The organism is Providencia lanzhouensis (assembly GCF_050469745.1).
GTDB lineage: Bacteria > Pseudomonadota > Gammaproteobacteria > Enterobacterales > Enterobacteriaceae > Providencia > Providencia lanzhouensis.
On sequence record NZ_CP174123.1, the window covers coordinates 294,714 to 316,301 of the forward strand.

At 43.5% G+C, this 21,588-nt stretch carries 17 protein-coding genes; 7 read left to right on the forward strand and 10 right to left on the reverse strand.

Going from position 1 to position 21,588, the window contains the following annotated elements; genetic code table 11:
• Nucleotides 1-319: 319 nt before the first annotated feature.
• Nucleotides 320-1,144 carry a helix-turn-helix transcriptional regulator gene (locus ACIH2S_RS01360; protein WP_234413555.1) on the reverse strand — a complete coding sequence of 275 codons (825 nt, stop codon included), beginning with the start codon at nt 1,142-1,144 and terminating at the stop codon, nt 320-322.
• A 426-nt stretch (nt 1,145-1,570) separates the two neighbouring features.
• On the opposite strand from ACIH2S_RS01360, the gene typA reads away from it, so the two are divergent.
• The 4 genes from typA to fabY all read left to right on the forward strand — a co-directional run bounded on the left by typA (nt 1,571) and on the right by fabY (nt 5,702).
• The gene (gene typA, locus ACIH2S_RS01365) at nt 1,571-3,394 is read left to right on the forward strand and encodes a ribosome-dependent GTPase TypA (RefSeq protein ID WP_036948555.1); all 1,824 of its coding nucleotides are present in this window, start codon (nt 1,571-1,573) and stop codon (nt 3,392-3,394) included.
• Nucleotides 3,395-3,644: 250 nt separating this feature from the next.
• On the forward strand, nt 3,645-4,259 hold the full coding sequence (yihX, locus tag ACIH2S_RS01370; RefSeq protein WP_036948558.1) for a glucose-1-phosphatase: 615 nt from the start codon (nt 3,645-3,647) through the stop codon (nt 4,257-4,259).
• 55 nt (nt 4,260-4,314) lie between these two features.
• Entirely contained in the window at nt 4,315-4,752 is a 438-nt protein-coding gene (dtd, locus tag ACIH2S_RS01375; protein ID WP_108478723.1) for a D-aminoacyl-tRNA deacylase, read from the forward strand.
• Nucleotides 4,753-4,778: 26 nt separating this feature from the next.
• Nucleotides 4,779-5,702, forward strand: a complete 924-nt coding sequence (fabY, locus tag ACIH2S_RS01380) for a fatty acid biosynthesis protein FabY (protein ID WP_036948563.1) — start codon at nt 4,779-4,781, stop codon at nt 5,700-5,702.
• A 96-nt stretch (nt 5,703-5,798) separates the two neighbouring features.
• Here the strand turns inward: fabY and ACIH2S_RS01385 are convergent, their stop codons facing one another.
• Nucleotides 5,799-7,592, reverse strand: a complete 1,794-nt coding sequence (locus tag ACIH2S_RS01385) for an AsmA family protein (RefSeq protein WP_430247965.1) — start codon at nt 7,590-7,592, stop codon at nt 5,799-5,801.
• Nucleotides 7,593-7,717: 125 nt separating this feature from the next.
• The gene (locus tag ACIH2S_RS01390) at nt 7,718-9,106 is read right to left on the reverse strand and encodes a uracil-xanthine permease family protein (RefSeq protein WP_108478725.1); all 1,389 of its coding nucleotides are present in this window, start codon (nt 9,104-9,106) and stop codon (nt 7,718-7,720) included.
• A 233-nt stretch (nt 9,107-9,339) separates the two neighbouring features.
• Between ACIH2S_RS01390 and gltS the strand changes: the two genes are divergently transcribed.
• On the forward strand, nt 9,340-10,554 hold the full coding sequence (gene gltS, locus ACIH2S_RS01395) for a sodium/glutamate symporter (protein WP_036948572.1): 1,215 nt from the start codon (nt 9,340-9,342) through the stop codon (nt 10,552-10,554).
• A gap of 117 nt (nt 10,555-10,671) precedes the next feature.
• Here the strand turns inward: gltS and recG are convergent, their stop codons facing one another.
• Genes recG through gmk form a run of 5 tightly spaced genes read right to left on the reverse strand, consistent with a single transcriptional unit; the run spans nt 10,672 to nt 16,611 of the window.
• Nucleotides 10,672-12,753 (reverse strand): ATP-dependent DNA helicase RecG, encoded by a 2,082-nt coding sequence (recG, locus tag ACIH2S_RS01400; protein ID WP_108478726.1) that lies wholly within the window; start codon nt 12,751-12,753, stop codon nt 10,672-10,674.
• Between the two features lie 9 nt (nt 12,754-12,762).
• The gene (gene trmH, locus ACIH2S_RS01405) at nt 12,763-13,476 is read right to left on the reverse strand and encodes a tRNA (guanosine(18)-2'-O)-methyltransferase TrmH (protein WP_036948577.1); all 714 of its coding nucleotides are present in this window, start codon (nt 13,474-13,476) and stop codon (nt 12,763-12,765) included.
• A 30-nt stretch (nt 13,477-13,506) separates the two neighbouring features.
• Complete coding sequence (spoT, locus tag ACIH2S_RS01410) at nt 13,507-15,636, reverse strand: bifunctional GTP diphosphokinase/guanosine-3',5'-bis pyrophosphate 3'-pyrophosphohydrolase (RefSeq protein WP_154599873.1); 2,130 nt, start codon at nt 15,634-15,636, stop codon at nt 13,507-13,509.
• A gap of 19 nt (nt 15,637-15,655) precedes the next feature.
• A complete protein-coding gene (rpoZ, locus tag ACIH2S_RS01415; RefSeq protein ID WP_006659598.1) occupies nt 15,656-15,931 on the reverse strand; it encodes a DNA-directed RNA polymerase subunit omega in 276 nt (91 codons plus the stop codon).
• Between the two features lie 56 nt (nt 15,932-15,987).
• Nucleotides 15,988-16,611 carry a guanylate kinase gene (gmk, locus tag ACIH2S_RS01420; protein WP_036948585.1) on the reverse strand — a complete coding sequence of 208 codons (624 nt, stop codon included), beginning with the start codon at nt 16,609-16,611 and terminating at the stop codon, nt 15,988-15,990.
• 310 nt (nt 16,612-16,921) lie between these two features.
• On the opposite strand from gmk, the gene ligB reads away from it, so the two are divergent.
• On the forward strand, nt 16,922-18,634 hold the full coding sequence (ligB, locus tag ACIH2S_RS01425) for an NAD-dependent DNA ligase LigB (protein WP_108478728.1): 1,713 nt from the start codon (nt 16,922-16,924) through the stop codon (nt 18,632-18,634).
• A 38-nt stretch (nt 18,635-18,672) separates the two neighbouring features.
• On the opposite strand, the gene ACIH2S_RS01430 is transcribed toward ligB, so the two are convergent.
• Nucleotides 18,673-19,287: a trimeric intracellular cation channel family protein gene (locus ACIH2S_RS01430; RefSeq protein WP_036948588.1), complete on the reverse strand. Its 615-nt coding sequence runs from the start codon at nt 19,285-19,287 to the stop codon at nt 18,673-18,675.
• 123 nt (nt 19,288-19,410) lie between these two features.
• Between ACIH2S_RS01430 and ACIH2S_RS01435 the strand changes: the two genes are divergently transcribed.
• Nucleotides 19,411-20,739 carry a DUF3748 domain-containing protein gene (locus ACIH2S_RS01435; protein ID WP_108478729.1) on the forward strand — a complete coding sequence of 443 codons (1,329 nt, stop codon included), beginning with the start codon at nt 19,411-19,413 and terminating at the stop codon, nt 20,737-20,739.
• 288 nt (nt 20,740-21,027) lie between these two features.
• Here ACIH2S_RS01435 and ACIH2S_RS01440 read toward each other — a convergent pair whose 3' ends face one another.
• The gene (locus tag ACIH2S_RS01440; RefSeq protein WP_230083271.1) at nt 21,028-21,318 is read right to left on the reverse strand and encodes a YceK/YidQ family lipoprotein; all 291 of its coding nucleotides are present in this window, start codon (nt 21,316-21,318) and stop codon (nt 21,028-21,030) included.
• Nucleotides 21,319-21,588: the final 270 nt, after the last annotated feature.

Genomic DNA, 21,588 nt, shown 5'->3' on the forward strand with positions numbered 1-21,588 from the left:
ACTCACGCAGCAATTAAGGTGCGCATGGGTTGGTTTATCTGGCTTCGCAAGATTAATGATTATTTCATTAACAATATTGCAAGCTCTCTAGGGTTATATAAGCGAAAAGCGTGCCAACTTTTAAAATCATCGTAAATGGGGATGATGACAAGAAGATGGCAATGATTAGGCTAAAAAACAGTCTATCATTGCGCTGTATTGGTGCAAGGAAAAGATTTGTCGCACTAATATGGTGCAATTAATGGAACGCGGAAACAAAAACGGTGTAGTGCCATTGATTGGCGCGACACCGTTGGTATTTTTAGAGATATAAAAAGGTTTATTCGTCATTACTGTCAGTTAATAACGTGTTTACTTCTTCAATTTGTTTGACGGCATCATTGATGATCGCTGCAATTTGATGAGTTTGTTCTTCATTTAATTGCTTGAGCACCATTTTGTGGCGGAGCAGGGCTTTAAAACGGCTCACAGCCATTTCGATATCTTCTGATAAGTTGGTGCCTTGCTGTAGTTCACGGGCTTTGGCTAATTTACGGCTGATAACGGCTTCAGTTTCTTTATTCTGCGCGAGGTGTTCAGCCCCTTCTGGAGTAATAGAGAAACTTTTGCGATTACGCTCGACAATTTGGGATTCCAAAAAGCCTTGTTCTTCTAATAGGGTTAAGGTTGGGTAGATGACCCCAGGGCTTGGTACATATAAGCCATTAGATGCTTCTTGGATGTCTTTGATGATTTCATAACCATAGCTTGGTTTTTTTGCCACTAAAGAGAGCACCATAATGTGCAGATCTCCATGGTCAAATAGGCGACGTAAGCCTTTGCCGCGTCCGCGACGCCCTTCGCCGTGGCAGCCTTCATTACGTCCATGACCGTGACGACCCTCGCCGTGACAGCCTTCACCGTGTCCACGACCGTGACGACCCTCGCCGTGACAGCCTTCACCGTGTCCACGACCGTGACGACCCTCGCCGTGGCAGCCTTCATCGTGTCCACGACCATGACGACCCTCGCCGTGACAACATTCCCCGTGGCCATGACCATGACGATGTTCTTGGTGCTCGCTATTGTGGCAGCAGCCACCGTGTCCTCGTTGATGTTCGTCATGATGTGAGGCATAAACATGACGGCATTGATGTATTCTCATAGGAACCTCTGTTATTATTTCGATATATCTAAATTGCGTTGATGGGTTCACTTTATTCCGATATATCTAAATTGTCAAATTAGATATATCTAAATAATAAAAAATACATTGAAATGAGTGATAGACGAAGAAAGTTTATTTTTTATTCTTTTTTTCGGCTGCTAATATTTCCTTTTTAGCGTATTATCCTGCCACTTTGTGATTTCCTAGTGCTGATAATTGCTATTTTTTTGAGCATCTTTGCACGACGACGCAACTGAATGTTTTTTAGCTAAAAACTTTTTTAATAGTGATGGCTTTCACATTTATTCCACTTGTGTGGAAAAACGTGTAAAATAACAGCAAATTAACGTAGAAAGTATGCTTTGGGCATTACAACAACTCATAAAGCATATTCCTTTCCTGTCAATTAAACGGTAAAAATCCTTGTCAATTCAAAACTTAAGAAACATCGCCATCATCGCTCACGTTGACCATGGCAAGACAACACTGGTTGGTAAATTACTGCAACAGTCCGGCACTTTCGGTGAACGTGAAACTGTTGATGAGCGTGTTATGGACTCCAATGACTTGGAGAAAGAGCGTGGTATTACAATCCTTGCTAAAAACACCGCTATCCAATGGAATGGTTATCACATCAATATCGTAGACACCCCAGGCCACGCCGACTTTGGTGGTGAAGTTGAACGTGTTATGTCCATGGTTGACTGCGTTCTGCTGGTTGTTGATGCGATGGACGGCCCAATGCCACAAACTCGCTTCGTAACGCAAAAAGCGTTCGACCACGGTTTACGTCCAATTGTTGTTATCAACAAAGTTGACCGCCCAGGCGCGCGTCCTGATTGGGTTGTTGACCAAGTATTCGACTTATTCGTGAACTTAGGTGCTACGGATGAGCAATTAGATTTCCCTATCGTTTATGCATCTGCATTAAACGGTATCGCTGGTCTTGACCATACTGACATGGCTGAAGACATGACTCCACTGTACGAAGCTATCGTGGAACACGTTGAGCCACCAGCAGTTGATCTGGAAGGTCCATTCCAGATGCAAGTTTCTCAGTTAGATTACAACAGCTACTTAGGCGTTATCGGTATCGGTCGCATCAAGCGTGGTACTGTTAAACCTAACCAACAAGTGACTGTTATCGATAGCGAAGGTAAGACTCGCAACGGTAAAATCGGTAAAGTTCTGACTCATTTAGGTTTAGAGCGTATTGATTCACAACAAGCTGAAGCTGGCGACATTGTTGCACTGACTGGTTTAGGTGAGCTGAATATTTCTGACACCATCTGCCAAGTGGGTAACGTTGAAGCATTGCCTGCACTGGCGGTTGATGAGCCTACAGTTAGCATGTTCTACTGTGTTAACACCTCACCATTCTGTGGTAAAGAAGGTAAGTTCGTTACTTCACGTCAAATCCTTGATCGTCTGAATAAAGAACTGGTTCACAACGTTGCACTGCGTGTTGAAGAAACTCAAGATCCAGATGCATTCCGCGTTTCTGGTCGTGGTGAGCTGCACTTATCTGTTCTGATCGAAAACATGCGTCGTGAAGGCTTCGAATTAGCCGTTTCTCGTCCAAAAGTTATCGTTCGTGAAATCGATGGTCGTAAACAAGAGCCATTCGAACAAGTGACTTTGGATGTTGAAGAACAAAACCAAGGCGACGTGATGAAAGCGTTAGGTGAGCGTAAAGGTGACCTGCGTGACATGATGCCAGATGGTAAAGGTCGTGTACGTTTAGACTATATCATTCCTAGCCGTGGCCTGATTGGCTTCCGTACTGAGTTCATGACTATGACTTCAGGTACTGGTTTACTGTACTCTACATTCAGCCATTACGATGATGTTCGCCCAGGCGAAATCGGCGGCCGTCAAAACGGTGTTCTGATCTCTAATGGTCAAGGTAAAGCAGTTGCATACGCACTGTACAGCCTGCAAGATCGCGGTAAGTTATTCTTAGGTCACGGTGCTGAAGTGTATGAAGGCCAAATCATCGGTATTCACTCACGTTCTAACGACCTGACTGTTAACTGCTTAACCGGTAAAAAACTGACTAACATGCGTGCATCAGGTACTGATGAAGCGACAACTCTGTCACCACCTATCAAAATGACTCTGGAACAAGCTCTTGAGTTTATCGATGATGATGAATTAGTTGAAGTAACTCCACTGTCAATTCGTCTGCGTAAGCGTCACTTGACAGAGAACGATCGCCGCCGTGCTGGCCGTTCTAAAGAAGATTAATCGTTAGTCTTTGAATTAAAATAGAAGGTGCCAAATATGGCACCTTTTTTTATGCCCAAAAATTGAACGATAAATGAATTTAGTTATATCGGAGGAAAAAATTTGTTTATCCAGACACAAACACAGTTTCTTTAGCCAATTTGCTTAATCGATAAATTGAAAAAATAACCTTAATAATCCTCAATTAGGGCTGTTCAGTTGCCTCAATAATGATTAAAGTAAATTTAATGAATAACTAAGAGGACAATTTATGCTGTATATCTTCGATATGGGTAATGTGATTATTGATATCGACTTCAATCGTGTGTTTGATAAGTGGTCTGAACTAAGTGGTACCCCAAGTTCAGAAATCAAAAAGCGATTCACTTTTGGCAATATCTTCCAGCTCCACGAGTGTGGCAAAATTTCAGATATCGAATTTGCTGAACTGCTCTGTGAAGAATTGGGTATCACCCTAAGCTTTGAAGATTTTGCGGAAGGCTGGCACTCAATTTTCATCTCACTAAGACCAGAAGTCATTGATATTATGGAACGTCTGCGTGAGCAAGGTCATCGCGTTGTCGTGTTATCTAACACTAACCGCCTGCATCTTGATTATTGGCCAGAACACTACCCTGAAATTGCAGCGTCCTCTGACTTCCTGTATCTATCCCAAGATTTAGGAATGCGTAAGCCAGACCCAGAAATTTTCAAATATGTTCTGGAATCTGAAGAATTTGAAGCAGCTGATGCGGTGTTCTTTGATGATGTAGAAGAAAACGTAAAAGCGGCGGAAGCACTTGGTATCAAAGGTGTTCATGTCTTGAATAAAGACACCGTTCCTGAATATTTTCGTACTTACGACTTTAGCGCCGAAGTCGAATAATCCAGTTCTTAATAAGGAGTAACGGTGACGTTACTCTTTTTTTTATCGAGTACCCATGATTGCATTAATCCAAAGAGTCACTCACGCGAGTGTGGTTGTTGATGAAAAAACAGTAGGGCAAATTGGTCCTGGTCTTTTAGTTTTGCTCGGTGTTGAAAAAGACGATGATGAGCAGAAAGCAAAACGCCTTTGTGAGAAAGTCCTTGGCTATCGTATTTTTAGCGACGAGCAAGGCAAAATGAACCTTAACGTTCAACAAGCTGGTGGAAGCTTATTAGTGGTTTCACAGTTCACGTTAGCCGCAGATACCAAGAAAGGGATGCGCCCAAGTTTCTCAGGCGGTGCGGAACCGGCGAAAGCGGATCAGCTGTATCAATATTTTGTTGAGCAAAGCCGTGCACAAGGCGTCGTGGCAGAAACCGGTGAATTTGCGGCGGACATGCAGGTTAGCCTGACCAATGATGGCCCCGTGACTTTTTGGCTACAAGTGTAGAAAAATCGCTTAAGGGAGGGGGAGAGATGTACCACCTACGGACACCAAAAGATGAACTTGAATTCGCTGCATACTACCAATTTCGCTGGTCAATGCTGCGAGAACCGTTCAAACAACCCCTTGGCTCTGAAAAAGACGGTTATGATTTAACCGCTCACCATCAAATGGTGGTTGATGAAAAAAATCGCATTTTGGCCATTGGGCGCCTATATATTAATGCCGATAATGAAGGCGCTATTCGCTTTCTCGCGGTTAATCCTGTCATGCAAGGCAAGGGTTTAGGCAAACTGATTATTATGGCGCTTGAAACCATTGCAAGGCGAGAAGGTGTTAAACGCATTGTGTCCAGTGTTCGAGAAGAAGCCGTACCTTTCTTCGCCAAAATGGGTTTTGAACGTCGTGGCGAAGTCACCGGGGAGCTAAAAACCCCAGTTCGACACTATTTGATGATCAAACCAATTGAAACCCTTGACCAAATTCTCCATCGTCCGGATTGGTGCGGTGAGCTCCAGCAAGCTTGGCACAAGCATATTCCATTGAGTGAAAAAATGGGTGTACGTATTGAACAGTACACAGGAAAGCGCTTTGTGACGACAATGCCAGAAGCAGGCAACCAAAACCCTCATAATACTATTTTTGCTGGAAGCCAGTTTTCTCTCGCCACGTTAACTGGCTGGGGAATGATTTGGTTGCTGCTACAAGAGCATCAATTAGGCGGAGAAATTGTTCTAGTCGATGCCAATATTCGCTACGCAAAACCCGTTAGTGGGCGTCCAACCGCAGTGGCTGATCTATCACACCTTAGTGGGGATTTAGATCGCCTCGCCCGAGGAAGTAAAGCGCGGGTAAAACTAGAAGTGCATGTGAGCAATGCAGAAAACCAAGTGGGTGCGGTATTTAGCGGCATATACATGGTGCTGCCAGAAACGAAAAAAGAGAAAAGCGAATAATGTTTTTAGGTGGCTGACTGTTTTTGGTGAAGAATCGAAAAAGCAGGCAATCCGAAGGGATGAGCCTGCTTTTTTATTGCTTACTAACTCACTGCTTTATTGAGTAGCCATATCAGGAACATGCCTATCAACAGGGTAGGTATTTTCTGCTGGTACAGTGTGTGATTCTAGCTTGGGTTGGGATTCTGCTGATGGCTCTACGGGGGCGACGCCAGACGCCACATGGCCATCAACCACAGTACGCAGTTGAGCGCTTCCTTGAAGTGGCTTAGCGGTTAATTTTCCGTTGAGGCTTGATACTAGAGGTGATGCGAGTAAATCCCCTTGTAATGAAGCCTCGAAATCTCCCCACATTTGTGGTGAAAAGCCTGACCAACCCCATTGGTTTAAATCACTTAAATCAATGTTGGTCCCTGATGCACGTAATTCAAAAGGTACTTTATTTGGCTCTTGCTGTGCCAGTAAACCAATTTTTGCGATACCACGGTCAACGCTGCCACTGAGGCTTGCGGCGGCACGCCCATTACTTCCTGCAATTTCTAAAAGTGGACGACGGATCATCACCTGGTTGATGGTACCTGTATCGGCATTGAAAGTAGCTTGCCCCTTCCAGATTCCCCACTGTTTCTGTTTGATCAGGTCAACATAGCGAATGTTGCCGCTTAACGCGGTAAATTCGAAAGGAAATTCAGGTTGAATATTCATCAGCAAAGATTGCGTGACGGTAAAATTATCAATGGCGAATGTGGATAACCACGCTGGTGTGGGTTGAGCAAAGAACGACAGCCAATTATCTGGCAAGGTATACAGAACCCCAGCGAGCGTACCGTCAGTGATGGTCAGTGATTTATCATTACGTTGCCAAACCGCACTGAGGTTAAAAATACCTTTATTGTAGTAGCCGGAGAGCTTATCAACATTGAAGTTATCACCGTCAATGTTCAGCTCACCGATGAGCGTATCAATTTGCTGGTCTTGGATAACCAATTGATCGACATTGAAATTAATATGGCTTTTCGAGCTGCTCCAACTCCCTCTCACCAAGGCAATTTGATCGACTTCGCTGCTCAGACCCGACAGTGCCCAATCGCGCCCTTGAATATCTACATTGGTTAGTTGTAATTGGTTGATTTGCAATGTTCGGTCACTGTTTATTGCATCAAACAGCGCATCAAAGGTTAAGTCATTCTGCCAGCCCACTTTATTCATCGACAGGTTATCAATGGTGATAGAACCGTCAGCAAACCATTTTCCTTTACCCGTGATCGCCCCATTATTGAGGTAGCCGCTGATTTGGCTAAAATCTGTTACCTTTTCTTGTAATTTCCCCGTGACCGCGACATTTCTAAAAGGGAGAGAATTCAAGGTTAATTGATTGGTAGTAAAGCGAAAATCACCATAACCAAATGGATTTTCAGTTGTTGGTTTCCATGGAGTTATACCCCCAGTAAACCCTGCGACTTGAACGGTGCTTTTGTCTTGAGTTAATTGAATCTGGCTATTTTCAAATTGTAGGACTTTTGCAGAAAGCGGTAACGGCGATGTGTTCTCGGTAAAGTTTGCAGATAAGTCTCCTTGAGTGATGGTTAAGCGTTGAATAGCTTCGCCACTGAAAATATGCCGCCAATTGACATCCACCACAATTTGCCGAGCATCTAATTCTAGCTGCTTGTTGCTTGATTCAATCTTAATGTCTTGGAAAATAAATTTACCCGGATCGGAGAATTGATGTCCCATAATGCCGACGTTAATGTCATAAGGCGTAAATTTGCTCAGAAGTTGGCTGGCGTAACCTGCTCCCCATCGAGTTTGTAAGGCAATATAGCAGGCAAGAAATACAATCAAAAGAAGCAGAAAAATATAGCCGAAAAACCTCAGTAACCCTTTCACGTTTGTCTGCTCCCTTATTAATCAGATAAAAATATAAATTGCCGATATGTTTAATATATCGGCAACTCAAGGATAGCATACAGAAGAACCGCCGGCGTGTTCAACTCTTGCGGCGGTATAGGGAATTATTTTTCGTGAGGGAAAATCAAGTTCAGTACAATCGCAGTTAAACCACCTGCTGCAATACCGGATGAAAACAGGGTTTTCAGCCAGTCAGGCGCAAATTGTAGGATTAACGGTTGCTGAGAAACCCCCATTCCTACGGCTAGAGACAATGCAATGATCATAATTGCGCGGCGATTGAGTGGCTCGCGAGAAACGATACGCACACCGGACGCAGCAATTGTGCCGAACATCACAATGGTAGCACCACCTAGAACAGGTTCAGGAATTTGTTGCACAAAACCTGCCACTGCTGGGAACAGACCCAGTAGCACTAGCATCAACGCCACTAAGTAACCCACATAGCGGCTAGCAACACCTGTTAATTGGATAACGCCATTATTCTGACCAAAGCAGGAGTTAGGAAAGGTATTAAACACCGCTGACACCATAGAATTTAGTCCATTGGCTAATACACCGCCTTTAATACGTTTCATATAGAGAGGTCCGCGTACTGGCTGCTCGGAGACATCTGACGTTGCTGTGATATCACCAATGGTTTCTAGCGACGTCACCATAAAAATTAGAATTAGTGGAATGAGTAAATTCCAGTCAAAAGAGAGACCATAATAAAAAGGTTCAGGGATCGTAATCAGAGATTGATTGGCATCACTGGCTTGCGTAGTTGGCAGCATATTCATCCACCAAGCAGCAAGGTAGCCTACTGCCATTGCAATCACTAATGATGCAACGCGTAAGTACGGGTTCTTCTGGCGAGTTAACAGGATAATGACGGCTAACACAATGCCTGCAAGAATGAGGTTATCAGGGGAACCGAATGTGTTATCGCTCAGTGCACTGTAACCCCCACCAATTGAGGTTAAACCGACTTGAATCAGTGATAAACCAATGATCATGACCACAACACCAGAAACCAGCGGCGTGATAACTCGGCGAGCTAAATGTAAGAAACGCGATAAGATAACTTCGGTCAGTGCTGCGACCATTAATGTGCCGAATAATGCCGCCATCATGGAAGGGATATCGGCTCCGCCTTGCTTGAGTGCAACTCCCCCCATAATCAACGGTGCAACAAAGTTGAAACTGGTGCCTTGAATGGAAAGTAATCCTGAGCCGACAGGACCCCACGCGCGGATCTGAATCAGAGAGGCGATTCCTGAAGCAAACAATGACATGCTGATGATTCGCTGGGTGTCATGAGCGGGTAGCCCAAGTGCTTGGCAGATAAGCATTGCGGGGGTAATCACCGCGACAAACATCGCTAATAGATGCTGTCCAGCAGCAAACAGCGCCTGAGGTAAAGGTGGCCTATCTTCAAGGCGATAGATCAGTTCGCTTTGGTTTTGTACTGTTTTTTCAACATTTTGTTCTTCAGATGCCGTTGCGTTCATTATTCCAATTCCACTAGCAAAAAGCGCATTTTAAAGAGAATAATACAAAAAGCAATCGGTTGCGCAAAAAAATTAAGGTGGATATTAAACTAAGAGCGTCACATTTTTATATGTTTTAACTTGTATTTATCGCGATTTTTTTTTCTAATCCATGCACCTGCTTTTGGCGTTTTAAGGAAAAAAATAACGTCTAATTAGTTTTAAATAATATTAACAACAGACGAGGTACATAAATGTATCATCTCGATGTCTACGGCACTCTGGTCGCTGCTACACTCGTGCTATTACTCGGACGTAAACTGGTAAAGTCAGTTTCATTTCTTGAAAAATACACTATCCCTGAACCCGTTGCAGGGGGATTATTAGTCGCTTTTACCCTGTTAGTGGTTAAGCAAGTATTTGATTGGAGCCTCTCCTTCGACTTATCACTGCAAGAACCGATGATGCTCGCATTCTTTGCGACCATTGGTTTGAATGCTAACTTAGCGAGCTTAAAAGCTGGCGGTAAAGCATTGTTAATTTTCATTTTTGTCGTTGTCGGTTTATTGCTAGTTCAAAACACAGTCGGTATCGCACTTGCGAAATTATTAGGTTTAGACCCTCTTATGGGGCTATTAGCCGGCTCAATCACTTTATCCGGTGGACATGGTACAGGCGCCGCTTGGGGTAAAATCTTTACTGAAGATTATGGCTTCAAGAGTGCAACTGAAGTTGCAATGGCTTGTGCAACCTTTGGTTTAGTACTTGGAGGGCTTATTGGTGGCCCTGTTGCACGTTTCTTAATTCGCAATATCCCAACACCTGGTACCGCGGATGAGGACAAAGATGTTCCTACCGCATTTGAAAAGCCACAATCCAACCGCATGATCAACTCGATGGTGTTGATTGAAACTATTGCGTTGATCGCTATCTGTTTGCTAGCAGGAAGCTGGATTGCAGGGCTACTATCAGGCACCGCATTTGCACTGCCTAAATTTGTTTGCGTATTGTTCGTCGGTGTTATCTTAAGTAACAGCCTATCTTTACTTGGTTTTTATCGAGTATTTGACCGCGCGGTTTCTGTGATGGGTAACGTCAGTCTATCCTTATTCTTAGCCATGGCATTAATGAGTTTAAAACTGTGGGAACTGGCGTCTTTAGCAATCCCAATGTTAGTCATTCTCGGCGTTCAAGCTTGCGTTATGGCAGGATATGCGATTTTTGTTACCTTCCGTGTGATGGGTAAAAACTATGATGCTGCTATTTTAGCGGCGGGTCATTGTGGTTTCGGTTTAGGGGCAACACCAACCGCTATCGCTAACATGCAAGCGGTAACCGATAAATTTGGTCCATCTCATCTAGCATTCTTAGTCGTGCCGATGGTAGGGGCATTCTTTATCGATATTGTGAATGCGTTAGTGATTAAGTTCTACTTATGGTTGCCAGTTTTCCCAACGATTGGCGGCTAGTACAGAACAAGTATTGAAGTAAATACAAACATATATAACTAAATGTATAAATAAAGCAGGTATTGCCGTGGACATGGATGTGTTCACGGCAATTTTCATTTTAAGGAAGGAAAAAGCTTAAGCGTGGCTATATTGCTCGCGCTCAGGGAGCCAGCGTTCAATAATCTTTTGAGCATGCTCAGGGTAGTTTTGTTGAATATGTCGTGCCAACCGTTGCACTTCTGGCAACATATATTGATCTCGTAGCAAGTCTGCCACTTTAAAGTCCGCATTCCCTGTCTGCCTGGTACCTAGCAGCTCTCCGGGGCCTCGAATTTCTAAGTCTTTTTGGGCAATCACAAAGCCATCATTACTGTCTCGTAAAACTTGTAAGCGCTGCTTGGCGGTATGAGTGAGTGGCGTTTTATAAAGTAGCACACAGTGAGATGCGACAGAGCCACGACCAACCCGCCCCCGTAGTTGGTGCAATTGTGCTAATCCAAGCCGTTCGGGGTTATCAATAATCATCAGGCTTGCGTTCGGAACATCCACCCCGACTTCGATAACGGTGGTAGCAACAAGTAACTGTATTTCGTTATTCTTAAATGCCGCCATAATGCTTTGCTTTTCGGCGGGTTTCATTCGACCATGGACTAGTCCAACTTTGAGTTCAGGTAGGGCCAACGCGAGTTCTTCGCTGGTAACTTGGGCAGCTTGCGCTTCAAGTACCTCTGAGTCATCAATCAATGTGCACACCCAATAAGCTTGCCGTCCTTCCTCTAAACAGGCTTGGCGAACGCGCTCGACAATATCACTACGTCGGGTGTCTGGAATCGCCACAGTAGTGACCGGAGTTCTTCCTGGTGGAAGCTCGTCAATCACTGAGGTATCGAGATCGGCGTAAGCAGTCATTGCCAGCGTGCGTGGGATTGGCGTAGCGGTCATGATTAATTGATGTGGGTGGAATCCTTGCTGTTCACCTTTCTCGCGCAAAGCGAGCCGCTGGTGAACGCCAAAGCGGTGTTGTTCATCAATGATGACTAACCCTAAAGAGTGAAAGCTCACTTGCTCTTGGAAGATGGCATGGGTACCGACTACCATCGAGACTTCACCACTCGCAATGGCATCTTGTTGTTGCTGGCGGGCTTTACCTTTTTGTTTACCTGCTAACCAGCCTACTTTGATACCTAGAGGTTCAAACCATTGCTTAAAGGTATTTGCGTGCTGCTCTGCAAGAATTTCAGTCGGTGCCATTAAGGCAACTTGTTTACCATTTTCAATGGCACACAGTGCGGCTAATGCAGCCACAAGTGTTTTACCGGAACCGACATCACCTTGGATCAAACGCATCATTGGGGCATTTTTTCGTAAATCAGTTTCGATTTCTGCTACGACGCGTTTTTGCGCGTTAGTTGGTGAGAACGGCAAATTTGCCAGTAAAGGCGTTTTAAACTTTCCAGATGAAACCAATGGTTCAGCATAGAGCCGTTCATTGCCAGCCCGAATGGCAAGCATACTTAAATGGTGAGCCAGTAACTCTTCGAGGATCAAACGCTTTTGGGCTGGGTGATGCCCTTTTTCCAACTCTTCTAACGAAACATCCGGTGGTGGAGTGTGTAACAGTCGGATGGCATCGGGGAGGCTAATTAGGCTACGGCTGAACTCTTCGGGCAGTAACTCTTGAATATTGCCACTTTCTAACATGGTGAGCGCTTGCTCCATCACTTTACGCAGTGTGGCTTGGCGGACACCTTCGGTTGTCGGATAAACCGGAGTTAGGTTCTCTTGAAGGGCGATATTATCCGTTTCTTGAGAGACTTTATATTCAGGGTGAATAATTTCAGGTCCTGTATTACCACGACGCACTTCTCCGTAGGCAGTCACTTGGCGACCTTCGGCTAAACTGTTTTTCATTGCAGCAGAGAAGTTGAAAAAACGCAGCGTTAGGTTGCCTGTACCATCGCTGATCAGGCAGGTCATCATTCTTTTACGTCCAAAAACGACTTTGGTTTGTAGAACGTGACCAGTGATAGTGGCTGTTGTGCCGGGCATCAAGTCTTTAATCTGATAAAGACGCGTATGATCTTCATAACGCAGTGGAAAATGCAGAAGCAAGTCCTGAACTGTGTTCAACCCGATTTTACTCATTTTTTCTGACTGGCTGGCACCAATGCCATGAAGTGAAGTCAGTGAAATGGTATTAAGCAGACCACGGTTCATGTTGATTCCTTAACTGAGTTGTTTTCTCTTCATTTTTTCAGAAAGCTGCATTTGTGCCCACCAAGCATCATCAGCTTCTATCTGACCTTGCTGATTGATAAATGGGCGAGGAAGCCCTTTGCGTTTAGCAACTTCAGCCAATACAGGATAGCCGCCTTCAAATAGCCATTCTTGTTGTTCTTGCTCAGATAATAGACTATTTTCTCGGTCATACATGCCTGCGAGTTGGCGCTGACGTTGGGCTTCATACAAAATAAGTGCAGAGGCGACAGAGACATTGAGTGACTGCACCATACCAACCATTGGGATGATAATATGTTGATCTGCAAGGGCTAATGCCTTATCCGAGATACCCGTTTTCTCTTGTCCCACCATAATACAGGTTGGGCGGGTATAATCAATTTCTCGAAAATCGACAGCCGTATCTGACAGATTCGTGACTAAAATCTGCATACCTTGGGATTTTATCTGAGTAATGGCGCTTTCGGTGGATTGGTGCGAGATGACTTTTACCCAACTATTACTTCCCGCTGCAGAGGAGACGGAGAGTTTAACCTGTTGGTCTGGCCAAATGGCATGAATTTTATGGATCCCGACTGCATCAGCACTGCGCACAATTGCAGAAACATTATGAGGCTTATGAATTTCTTCAAGACAAAGTGTTAGGTCGGGCTGCCGCATCGCCATCATTTGGCAAATGCGGCGATAGCGGCGTTCATTCATAGTGAGAGTTCGTATTTTTAATGATATCGACTAATTACGGTTACGGCTGACGCGTAGAACATCTGGCATGATACGAATTTTACGCATCACGTTAGCCAATTGAATACGGTTTTTAATCGACAAGCGAATAAAGGCGCAGTAAACACGACCATCTTTCTCTTCAGTGTTCATGCTTTGAATACTTGAGTTCGCATCATTGATAGCGGCGGTCAAGTTAGCAAGGGCACCTTGATGGTTTATCATATCAACTTTAATTTCAGCGATAAAATCCGTGTCTGTCTCGGTATCCCACTCAACAGCCATAAATTTATCCGGTTCTTTCTGATAACCACGGATATTACGGCAAGATTCATGGTGAATAACCAATCCTTTACCTGGGCTAATATGCGCAATAATTGGGTCGCCCGGGATAGGACGGCAGCATTTAGCAAAGGTAATTAAGACTCCATCAGCCCCTTTGATGGACAGCTTATTACGGTTCTCCGTAATCACTGGTTCTTCAACGGCACTTGACTGAGCACTCTGAGGGTTACTTTGCAAGTTACGAGCTACTACAACACTCATGGCATTACCTAAACCAATTTCGGCAAGTAAATCGTCAATAGAGTGGAGCTTCATGCGAGCTAATTCGGCATCAATACTTTCACGAGGTATATCCGTGATTTTGGTGCCTGTACCTAGCGCATGATTGAGTAGGCGACGACCTAAATTAACGGAGTCTTCGCGTTTTAAATTCTTCAGTAACTGACGGATTTTTGCACGTGCTTTTGAACTTACCACAAAGTTCAACCATGCCGCATTTGGTCGAGCGCCTGGAGCCGTAATAATTTCTACCGTTTGACCGCTAGAAAGTGACTGGGAGAGTGGGTAAGGTTGGCGATCAACTCGTGCACCCACACAGGCATGCCCGATGTCAGTATGCACGGCATACGCAAAGTCCACCGGTGTTGCACCTGTCGGTAATTCGACAATACGACCTTCGGGAGTGAAAACGTAAATTTCATCAGGAAAGAGATCTGATTTTACGCTTTCAATAAATTCAAATGAGCTTCCCGCACTCTGTTGGAGTTCGAGCAAGCTTTGCATCCAACGCTGAGCTTTCACCTGCGCAGTGGTTCCCAATTCGCCTTGTTCTTTATATGCCCAGTGAGCAGCAACACCCATTTCAGCCATTTGGTCCATATCTTCAGTACGAATTTGTACTTCGACAGGTACCCCATGAGGCCCAATTAATGAGGTGTGGAGGGATTGGTATCCGTTAGCTTTAGGAATAGCAATATAGTCTTTGATTCGCCCCGGACGAGGTTTATAAAGACTGTGCATTTGCCCTAAAACACGGTAGCAGGTATCAACGTCTTCAACGATGACCCTAAAAGCATAGATATCCATAATGGAATGGAATCGCTGCTCTTTTTGATGCATTTTCCGATAGATAGAATACAGATGTTTTTCGCGACCACTGACTGTACAGGGTACACCTGCTTCCGTTAATCGACCGTCAATTTCAGAAAGGATTTTTTGGATCATTTCTTTACGGTTACCACGAGCGGATTTCACCACTTCCTTGATAACACGATAACGGTTTGGATACAGCGCTTCGAAACCTAACTCTTCGAGTTCGGTTTTAATATGGTGGATACCTAAGCGATGCGCGAGAGGACTGTAAATTTCCAGTGTTTCACGCGCTATGCGGCGACGCTTATCGGGTCGTAATGACCCAAGCGTGCGCATATTGTGAGTACGGTCTGCCAGTTTGATCAAAATGACACGGATATCTTTCACCATTGCCATGATCATTTTACGGAAGTTTTCTGCTTGAGCTTCTTTCTTGTCGCGGAAATTCAGCTTATCCAGTTTGGAAACCCCTTCGACTAAGCCGGCGACGGTAGTTCCAAACAGCTGCTCTATGTCTTGAAATGTCGCTGGAGTATCTTCAATCACATCATGAAGTAGCGCAGCCATCAGTGTTTCATGATCCAAACGCATTTCAGCCAGAATACAAGCAACAGCAACAGGGTGAGTAATATAAGGCTCACCACTGGAACGGGTCTGCCCTTCATGAGCATCCCGTGCGACAACATAGGCTTTTTTCAGTAATTCAACTTGCTCTTTTGGGAGATATTGCTGAATTATTAGATTTAGGCTTTCAAACAGATACAAGGCAGACCCACCTTAGTAACTAGCGACGACCTTCAGCGATCGCAGAAACTGCCTGCATTTCAGCGGCTTCTTGCTCTTGCTGTTCTTGGCGTTCACGCACATCCAAAATGTGACCGTTAATTAAACCTTCTTCTACTTCACGTAGCGCGATAACAGTGTGCTTATCGTTTTCTTCTGGAACTAAAGGATCTTTACCACCAGTTTGTAACTGACGAGCTCTACGTGCTGCGACCAGTACGAGGTCAAAACGGTTACCAATTTTTTCTACTGCGTCTTGAACAGTTACGCGTGCCATAAGTGTGCTACTCCAAAGAAATAAAAAAATGACCTGATATGATACTGAAACTATTCTCAGTCTGCTAGTAATTTGCTGATTAAAGCATCATGTCGCTGGACTTGGCGACCTAATCTCAAGCGCTCAGCACGCATGATAGATTGTAAATCGCTCAGTGCGGTGTTGAAATCGTCGTTTACAATGACGTAATCGTATTCATTGTAATGCTCAATTTCGCCAACTGCTTGTGACATGCGCTTTTCAATGACTTCATCACTATCTTGACCACGACCACGCAGACGGCGATATAGCTCATCTTTTGATGGCGGTAGAATAAAAATACTACGTGCCTCTGGCATTTTCGCGCGAATTTGCTGAGCACCTTGCCAGTCAATATCGAGAAACACATCCACGCCACTATTTAAGACTTCCTCAATAATGGGTTTTGAGGTGCCGTAGTAGTTACCGAAAACACAGGCATGCTCTAAAAAGTCATTGTTCTCAACCATCTGAAGAAATTCAGCTTCAGAAACAAAGAAGTAATGCTCGCCATGAATTTCGCCTGGGCGTGCAGCTCGAGTTGTATGAGAAACAGAAACTTGAGTGTCATACAACGGTTGTGTCTTCAGTAATGCTTGGATAAGACTGGACTTACCTGCGCCACTAGGAGCAGAGAGAATATATAACGTGCCTTGTATCATGATGATTTCTTGAATATTTGTGGGTTAGACATAAAAGATAGTGATAAACCCTACATAGTATACACGTACTTAAGACAACATGCAGCGATATCAATTAACCATGAAATAAGAGTAAAAAAGTTTTGGTTATTGGAAAATTGTGAACGCCTTCCAGAAAATAAATTTAACTTAATGAAAATACCATCTGTTTTGCGAAGCGCTATGCAATTAACGGCATTGCCTGCTGCTACCCTTGATTTATTGACTCAGAATGCAATGCAACACATAGCGGTTCGGAACATGGTTTAAACTTAAATATAATAGGGACATTATGTATTATTTTTCAGTCAGGAAACTCTGGAAATTTGGTTGGTTCTGCCTATTACTTCAATCTGTTATTTCAATAGGCTATGGTGCGGAAACCGTATATTCTCAAAAAGCATGCCGTTCATTAGATAATGAATTAACAAGAATGGAACAGCGGCGGCTGGGAGAGCAGCTACAAGAGTGGGACAGGCAATATCAGATTGGCGGTGTGAGCGGTGTGAGTGACGAGGTTTATGACCAACTTTTGGCGAAGTGGCAGCAGGGGCAGCGCTGTCAAAATTTACCTGACACTCTAGTACAACCGTTACAGTCTAAAACTGAACGATTAATAAAGCATCCCATACCCCATACGGGATTGAAAAAATTAAAATCAGAAGAAATAGCAGCATGGATAAAGGCTCGTAATGAAGTTTGGTTGCAACCTAAAGTCGATGGTGTTGCGGTGACGCTGCACTATGAAAATGGACGTTTAGTGTCAATGATTAGCCGGGGCAATGGGAATGAAGGGCTTAATTGGCGAGATAAAGCCGACTTTATTCAAGCTATCCCCAAAACTATTTCAGCGAAGCAACATCTTGTTTTACAGGGTGAATTATTTTGGAGACTCAATGGACATGTACAAAATGTGGATGGTGGAAAAAATGCACGGAGTAAAATTGCGGGTTGGCTGATGCGCAAGGGGCTACCTACACAAGTCACGGGTGATATCGGCATTTTTATCTGGGCATGGCCAGATAACTCTGTCGCTATGAATCGTCAATTGAGTGAATTATCGACGCTAGGATTTGATTGGGTACAACGATATAGCCATCTAATCTCTGACTATCAATCAGCAGCCAAGTGGCGTGACCACTATTATTCAGCGCCAATGCCATTTGCAACCGATGGTATCGTTTTGAAAAGCTTTCCATCACCGCCTTCATTGTCTTGGCGAGCAAACCAAAACAGTTGGAGTGTGGCATGGAAATACCCGTTAAAAAGTGTGGTTTCAGAGGTTATGGATTTAACTTTTCGGGTAGGAAAATCAGGGGCTGTAAATGTGATTGCTAGCATTGAACCCGTCACGATCGATGACAAAAAAGTGAGTAAAATCCGCATTGGCTCGCTCAATTCCTGGAAACAAAAAGATGTGTTAGTTGGGGATAAAATCCAGCTAACGTTATCAGGACATGGGACGCCATTTATGGAGCAAGTCATTTGGCGGCGAGAGCCTAGGTTGCATCCGAATACATCCTCTCTCGAAAACTTTCATTCATTGAGCTGTTTAGCGTATACACCGGATTGTGCTCCCCAATTTGTTGCTCGCCTGGCTTGGCTAGGTAAACAATTAAAGATTCGCGGGGTGGGCGAAAAAACATGGAAGATATGGGTAGAGCAATATGGACTCTCAACGTTACTTGGCTGGCTTTCTCCTCATTGGCAAGATTCATTACCTAAGAATAAGAAAACGACAAATGCGCTTAGCCAGCTACAAAAAACATCTATGCAGCCAATAAAAAATTGGTTGAAGGGGATAGGAATTCCTTTAGAAATTAAACATCTAAGCATGATATCAACGATAGAAGAATTGAGTGAACAAGAGACTGTGGAGGCGCTGGGTTTATCTGAAAAGCGGAAGCAGGCATTAAAGTACTGGTTGGCAGAGCCTGAAATTCAGAAGGTGCTATACACTTTACAGGAACTGTATACTCTGCAGAAACTAGATATCAGCCATTAGCGGTTAAACGAATGGCTGATGGGAAAATCAGATTTTAGTTAATCTTGGCTTTCATAATTAAAAATAGGTAATCCCAAACGGTAGCGGATGGCAAGCAGCCTGGCACTTAAACCTGCGACCAACGTGATAATAACCACGATATCTTTAGGGAGCGGTGTATACAGCAAGCCGATATATAACCATGCGGCAGCAAAAGAGACGCCTGCGTAGACTTCTTTTTGGAAAACCAGAGGGATGGTGTTACACAGCATGTCACGAAGTACACCCCCAAATACACCGGTAACTACAGCCGCAATGGCGGCAATAATAGGGCTATAATTCATATCGAGGGCTATTTGAGCACCAAGAATAGAGAAGACGATTAAGCCAATTGCATCAAGTATTAAGAAGAGCCGACGAAGGTGTTTCATCATCGGGGCTATCCAGATGGTGACAATGGCGGCACCTGCTACGGTCATGATGTATTCGGGGTGGGCAACCCAACCTAGAGGATAGTGACCGAGTAGAATATCACGAACAGAGCCACCGCCGATGGCTGTCGCAGAAGCAATAATAATCACGCCAAAGACGTCCATTTTACGGCGTCCAGCAGCTAAAGCGCCTGTCATGGCTTCGGCAGTAATACCAATAATATAGAGAACACTTAATAACATGATGGTTTTATTCAATACTATAGTGATTGTCTAAGGGTAATATTACTTGTGAAACTTCTCGACTGAGATTTTTTATTCTCTTAAAGAATTGATTAGTTAAAGTAATCCGATAGCCTGTGTTAAATGATGTCAAAGGATAACAGATTGAACAATAAAATGCCTTATAAAGAAATGTGTATTACTGATGATTCGCGAAGTCATCAGCTTACAAATATTAATGTTTGGACACCAGATAGCCAGTGGTTAGCTTATGATGTTCGACCAAGTGGCAGTTCATTTACCGGGCAAACCATAGAAAAAATTCATGTTATTACCCATCAAAAAGTAGAAATTTATCGAGGGTTGCATGGTGCCCATGTTGGCGTAGTCACTGTAAGCGCTGAAAATCCTCCTCGTTATGCTTTTATTCAGGGGCCAGAGTATCCCGATGAGTCTTGGCAGTATGATTTCCATCATCGCCGAGGTGTTTACGTTGATGATTGCCAACTCGGTAATGCACATCCGATTGATGCAATGTGCATTACGTCACCCTATATGGCGGGTGCGCTCAGAGGTGGAACACATGTTCATGTTTTCAGCCCTGATGGGAAGTGGCTGAGCTTTACCTATAATGACCATGTTTTACATGAGCTCGATCTTCAATTAGACCAACGCAATGTGGCTGTTGCCGTACCTGCAGGCGCTGTGACTGTTGAACCTATTGGCCATGAAAGAGAATATAGCGGCGATTTTTTCTGTAGTGTTGTGACGAAGACGACTTTGGCGCCAACTCCGAATAGCGACGAGATTAGCCGAGCCTATGAAGAGGGGTGGGTTGGTCAACGTGGTTATATGAATCAACAAGGTCAGTGGCAACGGCGTGCATTAGCGTTTATTGGAGATACGCATCATCAAAATGGCGAAGTGATCCCTGAAGTTTACTTAGTTGATTTACCCGAAGATCCAAATGAATTCAAAATCCAAGGCGATGAACCTCTGCAAGGTACCGAAAAAACCATGCCAGCGCCGCCTAAGGATGTGAAACAAAGGCGTTTAACGTATACGCATCATCGGAAATTTCCAGGGTTAGCGAAACAGCCAAGACATTGGTTGCGTTCTTCACCAAATGGCGAATCAATCGCCTGTTTGATGCATGATGATCATGGCATTGTGCAATTATGGTTGGTGGCAACGGCAACAGGAGCGCTCACCCAGGTGACATTTGGCAAGTTTTCAATTCAGTCTGCATTTAGTTGGAATAAGACTGGTGAGTATCTCTGCTTTGTGTATGACAATAGCGTTGTACGTTGCCATGTGGCGACCGGAAATTTAGAACGGTTAACTCAGAGAACAGAAATAGCCCCTGTGGCAGATGCTGTTGTCTTTTCTCCAAATGATAAATTTGTAGCATTTATGCGAGATATTAATGGGTTTAGACAGATTTATATTGTTGAAACAGGGTTGTCTAATTAAAGTTTATCTGGAATAACACTCATGAAGAATAAAAAGGTGGGTATTCATCTTTTTATTCTTCAAAAAAAGAGGGGTTAAGTAATCATTAAATTAAATGCTCAATATTTGATTCATGTATATTGATTTGAAATTAATAAGTGGTGGGTTAATAGAATAGATTAAAAAAGATGGAAATTTGTTCAGTAAGATAAAGGATTTATTAACCTAAATTAACTTAATAATATTAATTGCATTTTAAGTATTATATTCCTGATTAGAGCATCAATAAGCTACTTTAATATAGGAAAATCATTGAGGGTTCTTTGGCGGTTGTTTATCAGATTGCAGCTTGTCAGATGATTGTTTATCAAGTCGCTGTTTATCAAGCTGTTCTACACGTTTTTTTGGTGAGTCTGCCTCTTGTGAACTGTTTGAATGCATATAATCCATCGGAATTAATAATGTATCCATGAGTGCAGTAAATGGTAAATCAATAACCAGCAACGGCTTAACTACCCAGCCAGTATCTTCATGCTGCAGCATATCAACGCTATTTTTTGTCCCAGGATAATAGCTATCAGTAGGACCAGCATGAGTCATAATACTGGAGCACCCACTTAATGTAAGAGTCAATAATGAGGAAAATGCTAACGACCTAAAAAAAATCAAGCTTGGCATATATATGTTGACCTGCATTTAAATGAATTTTGCCTAATCAGAGATCATAATAACTAAAAACTAAAAATTCACAATCGAGCAACTCTATTATTATTTAAGATACCCTCAGAATAATAGCTCTTTTTTGTATTATTTTATGTCGGTGATGTTAATAATTAGCAATTAAATTGTTTTTAACTAAAGTATGAAAAT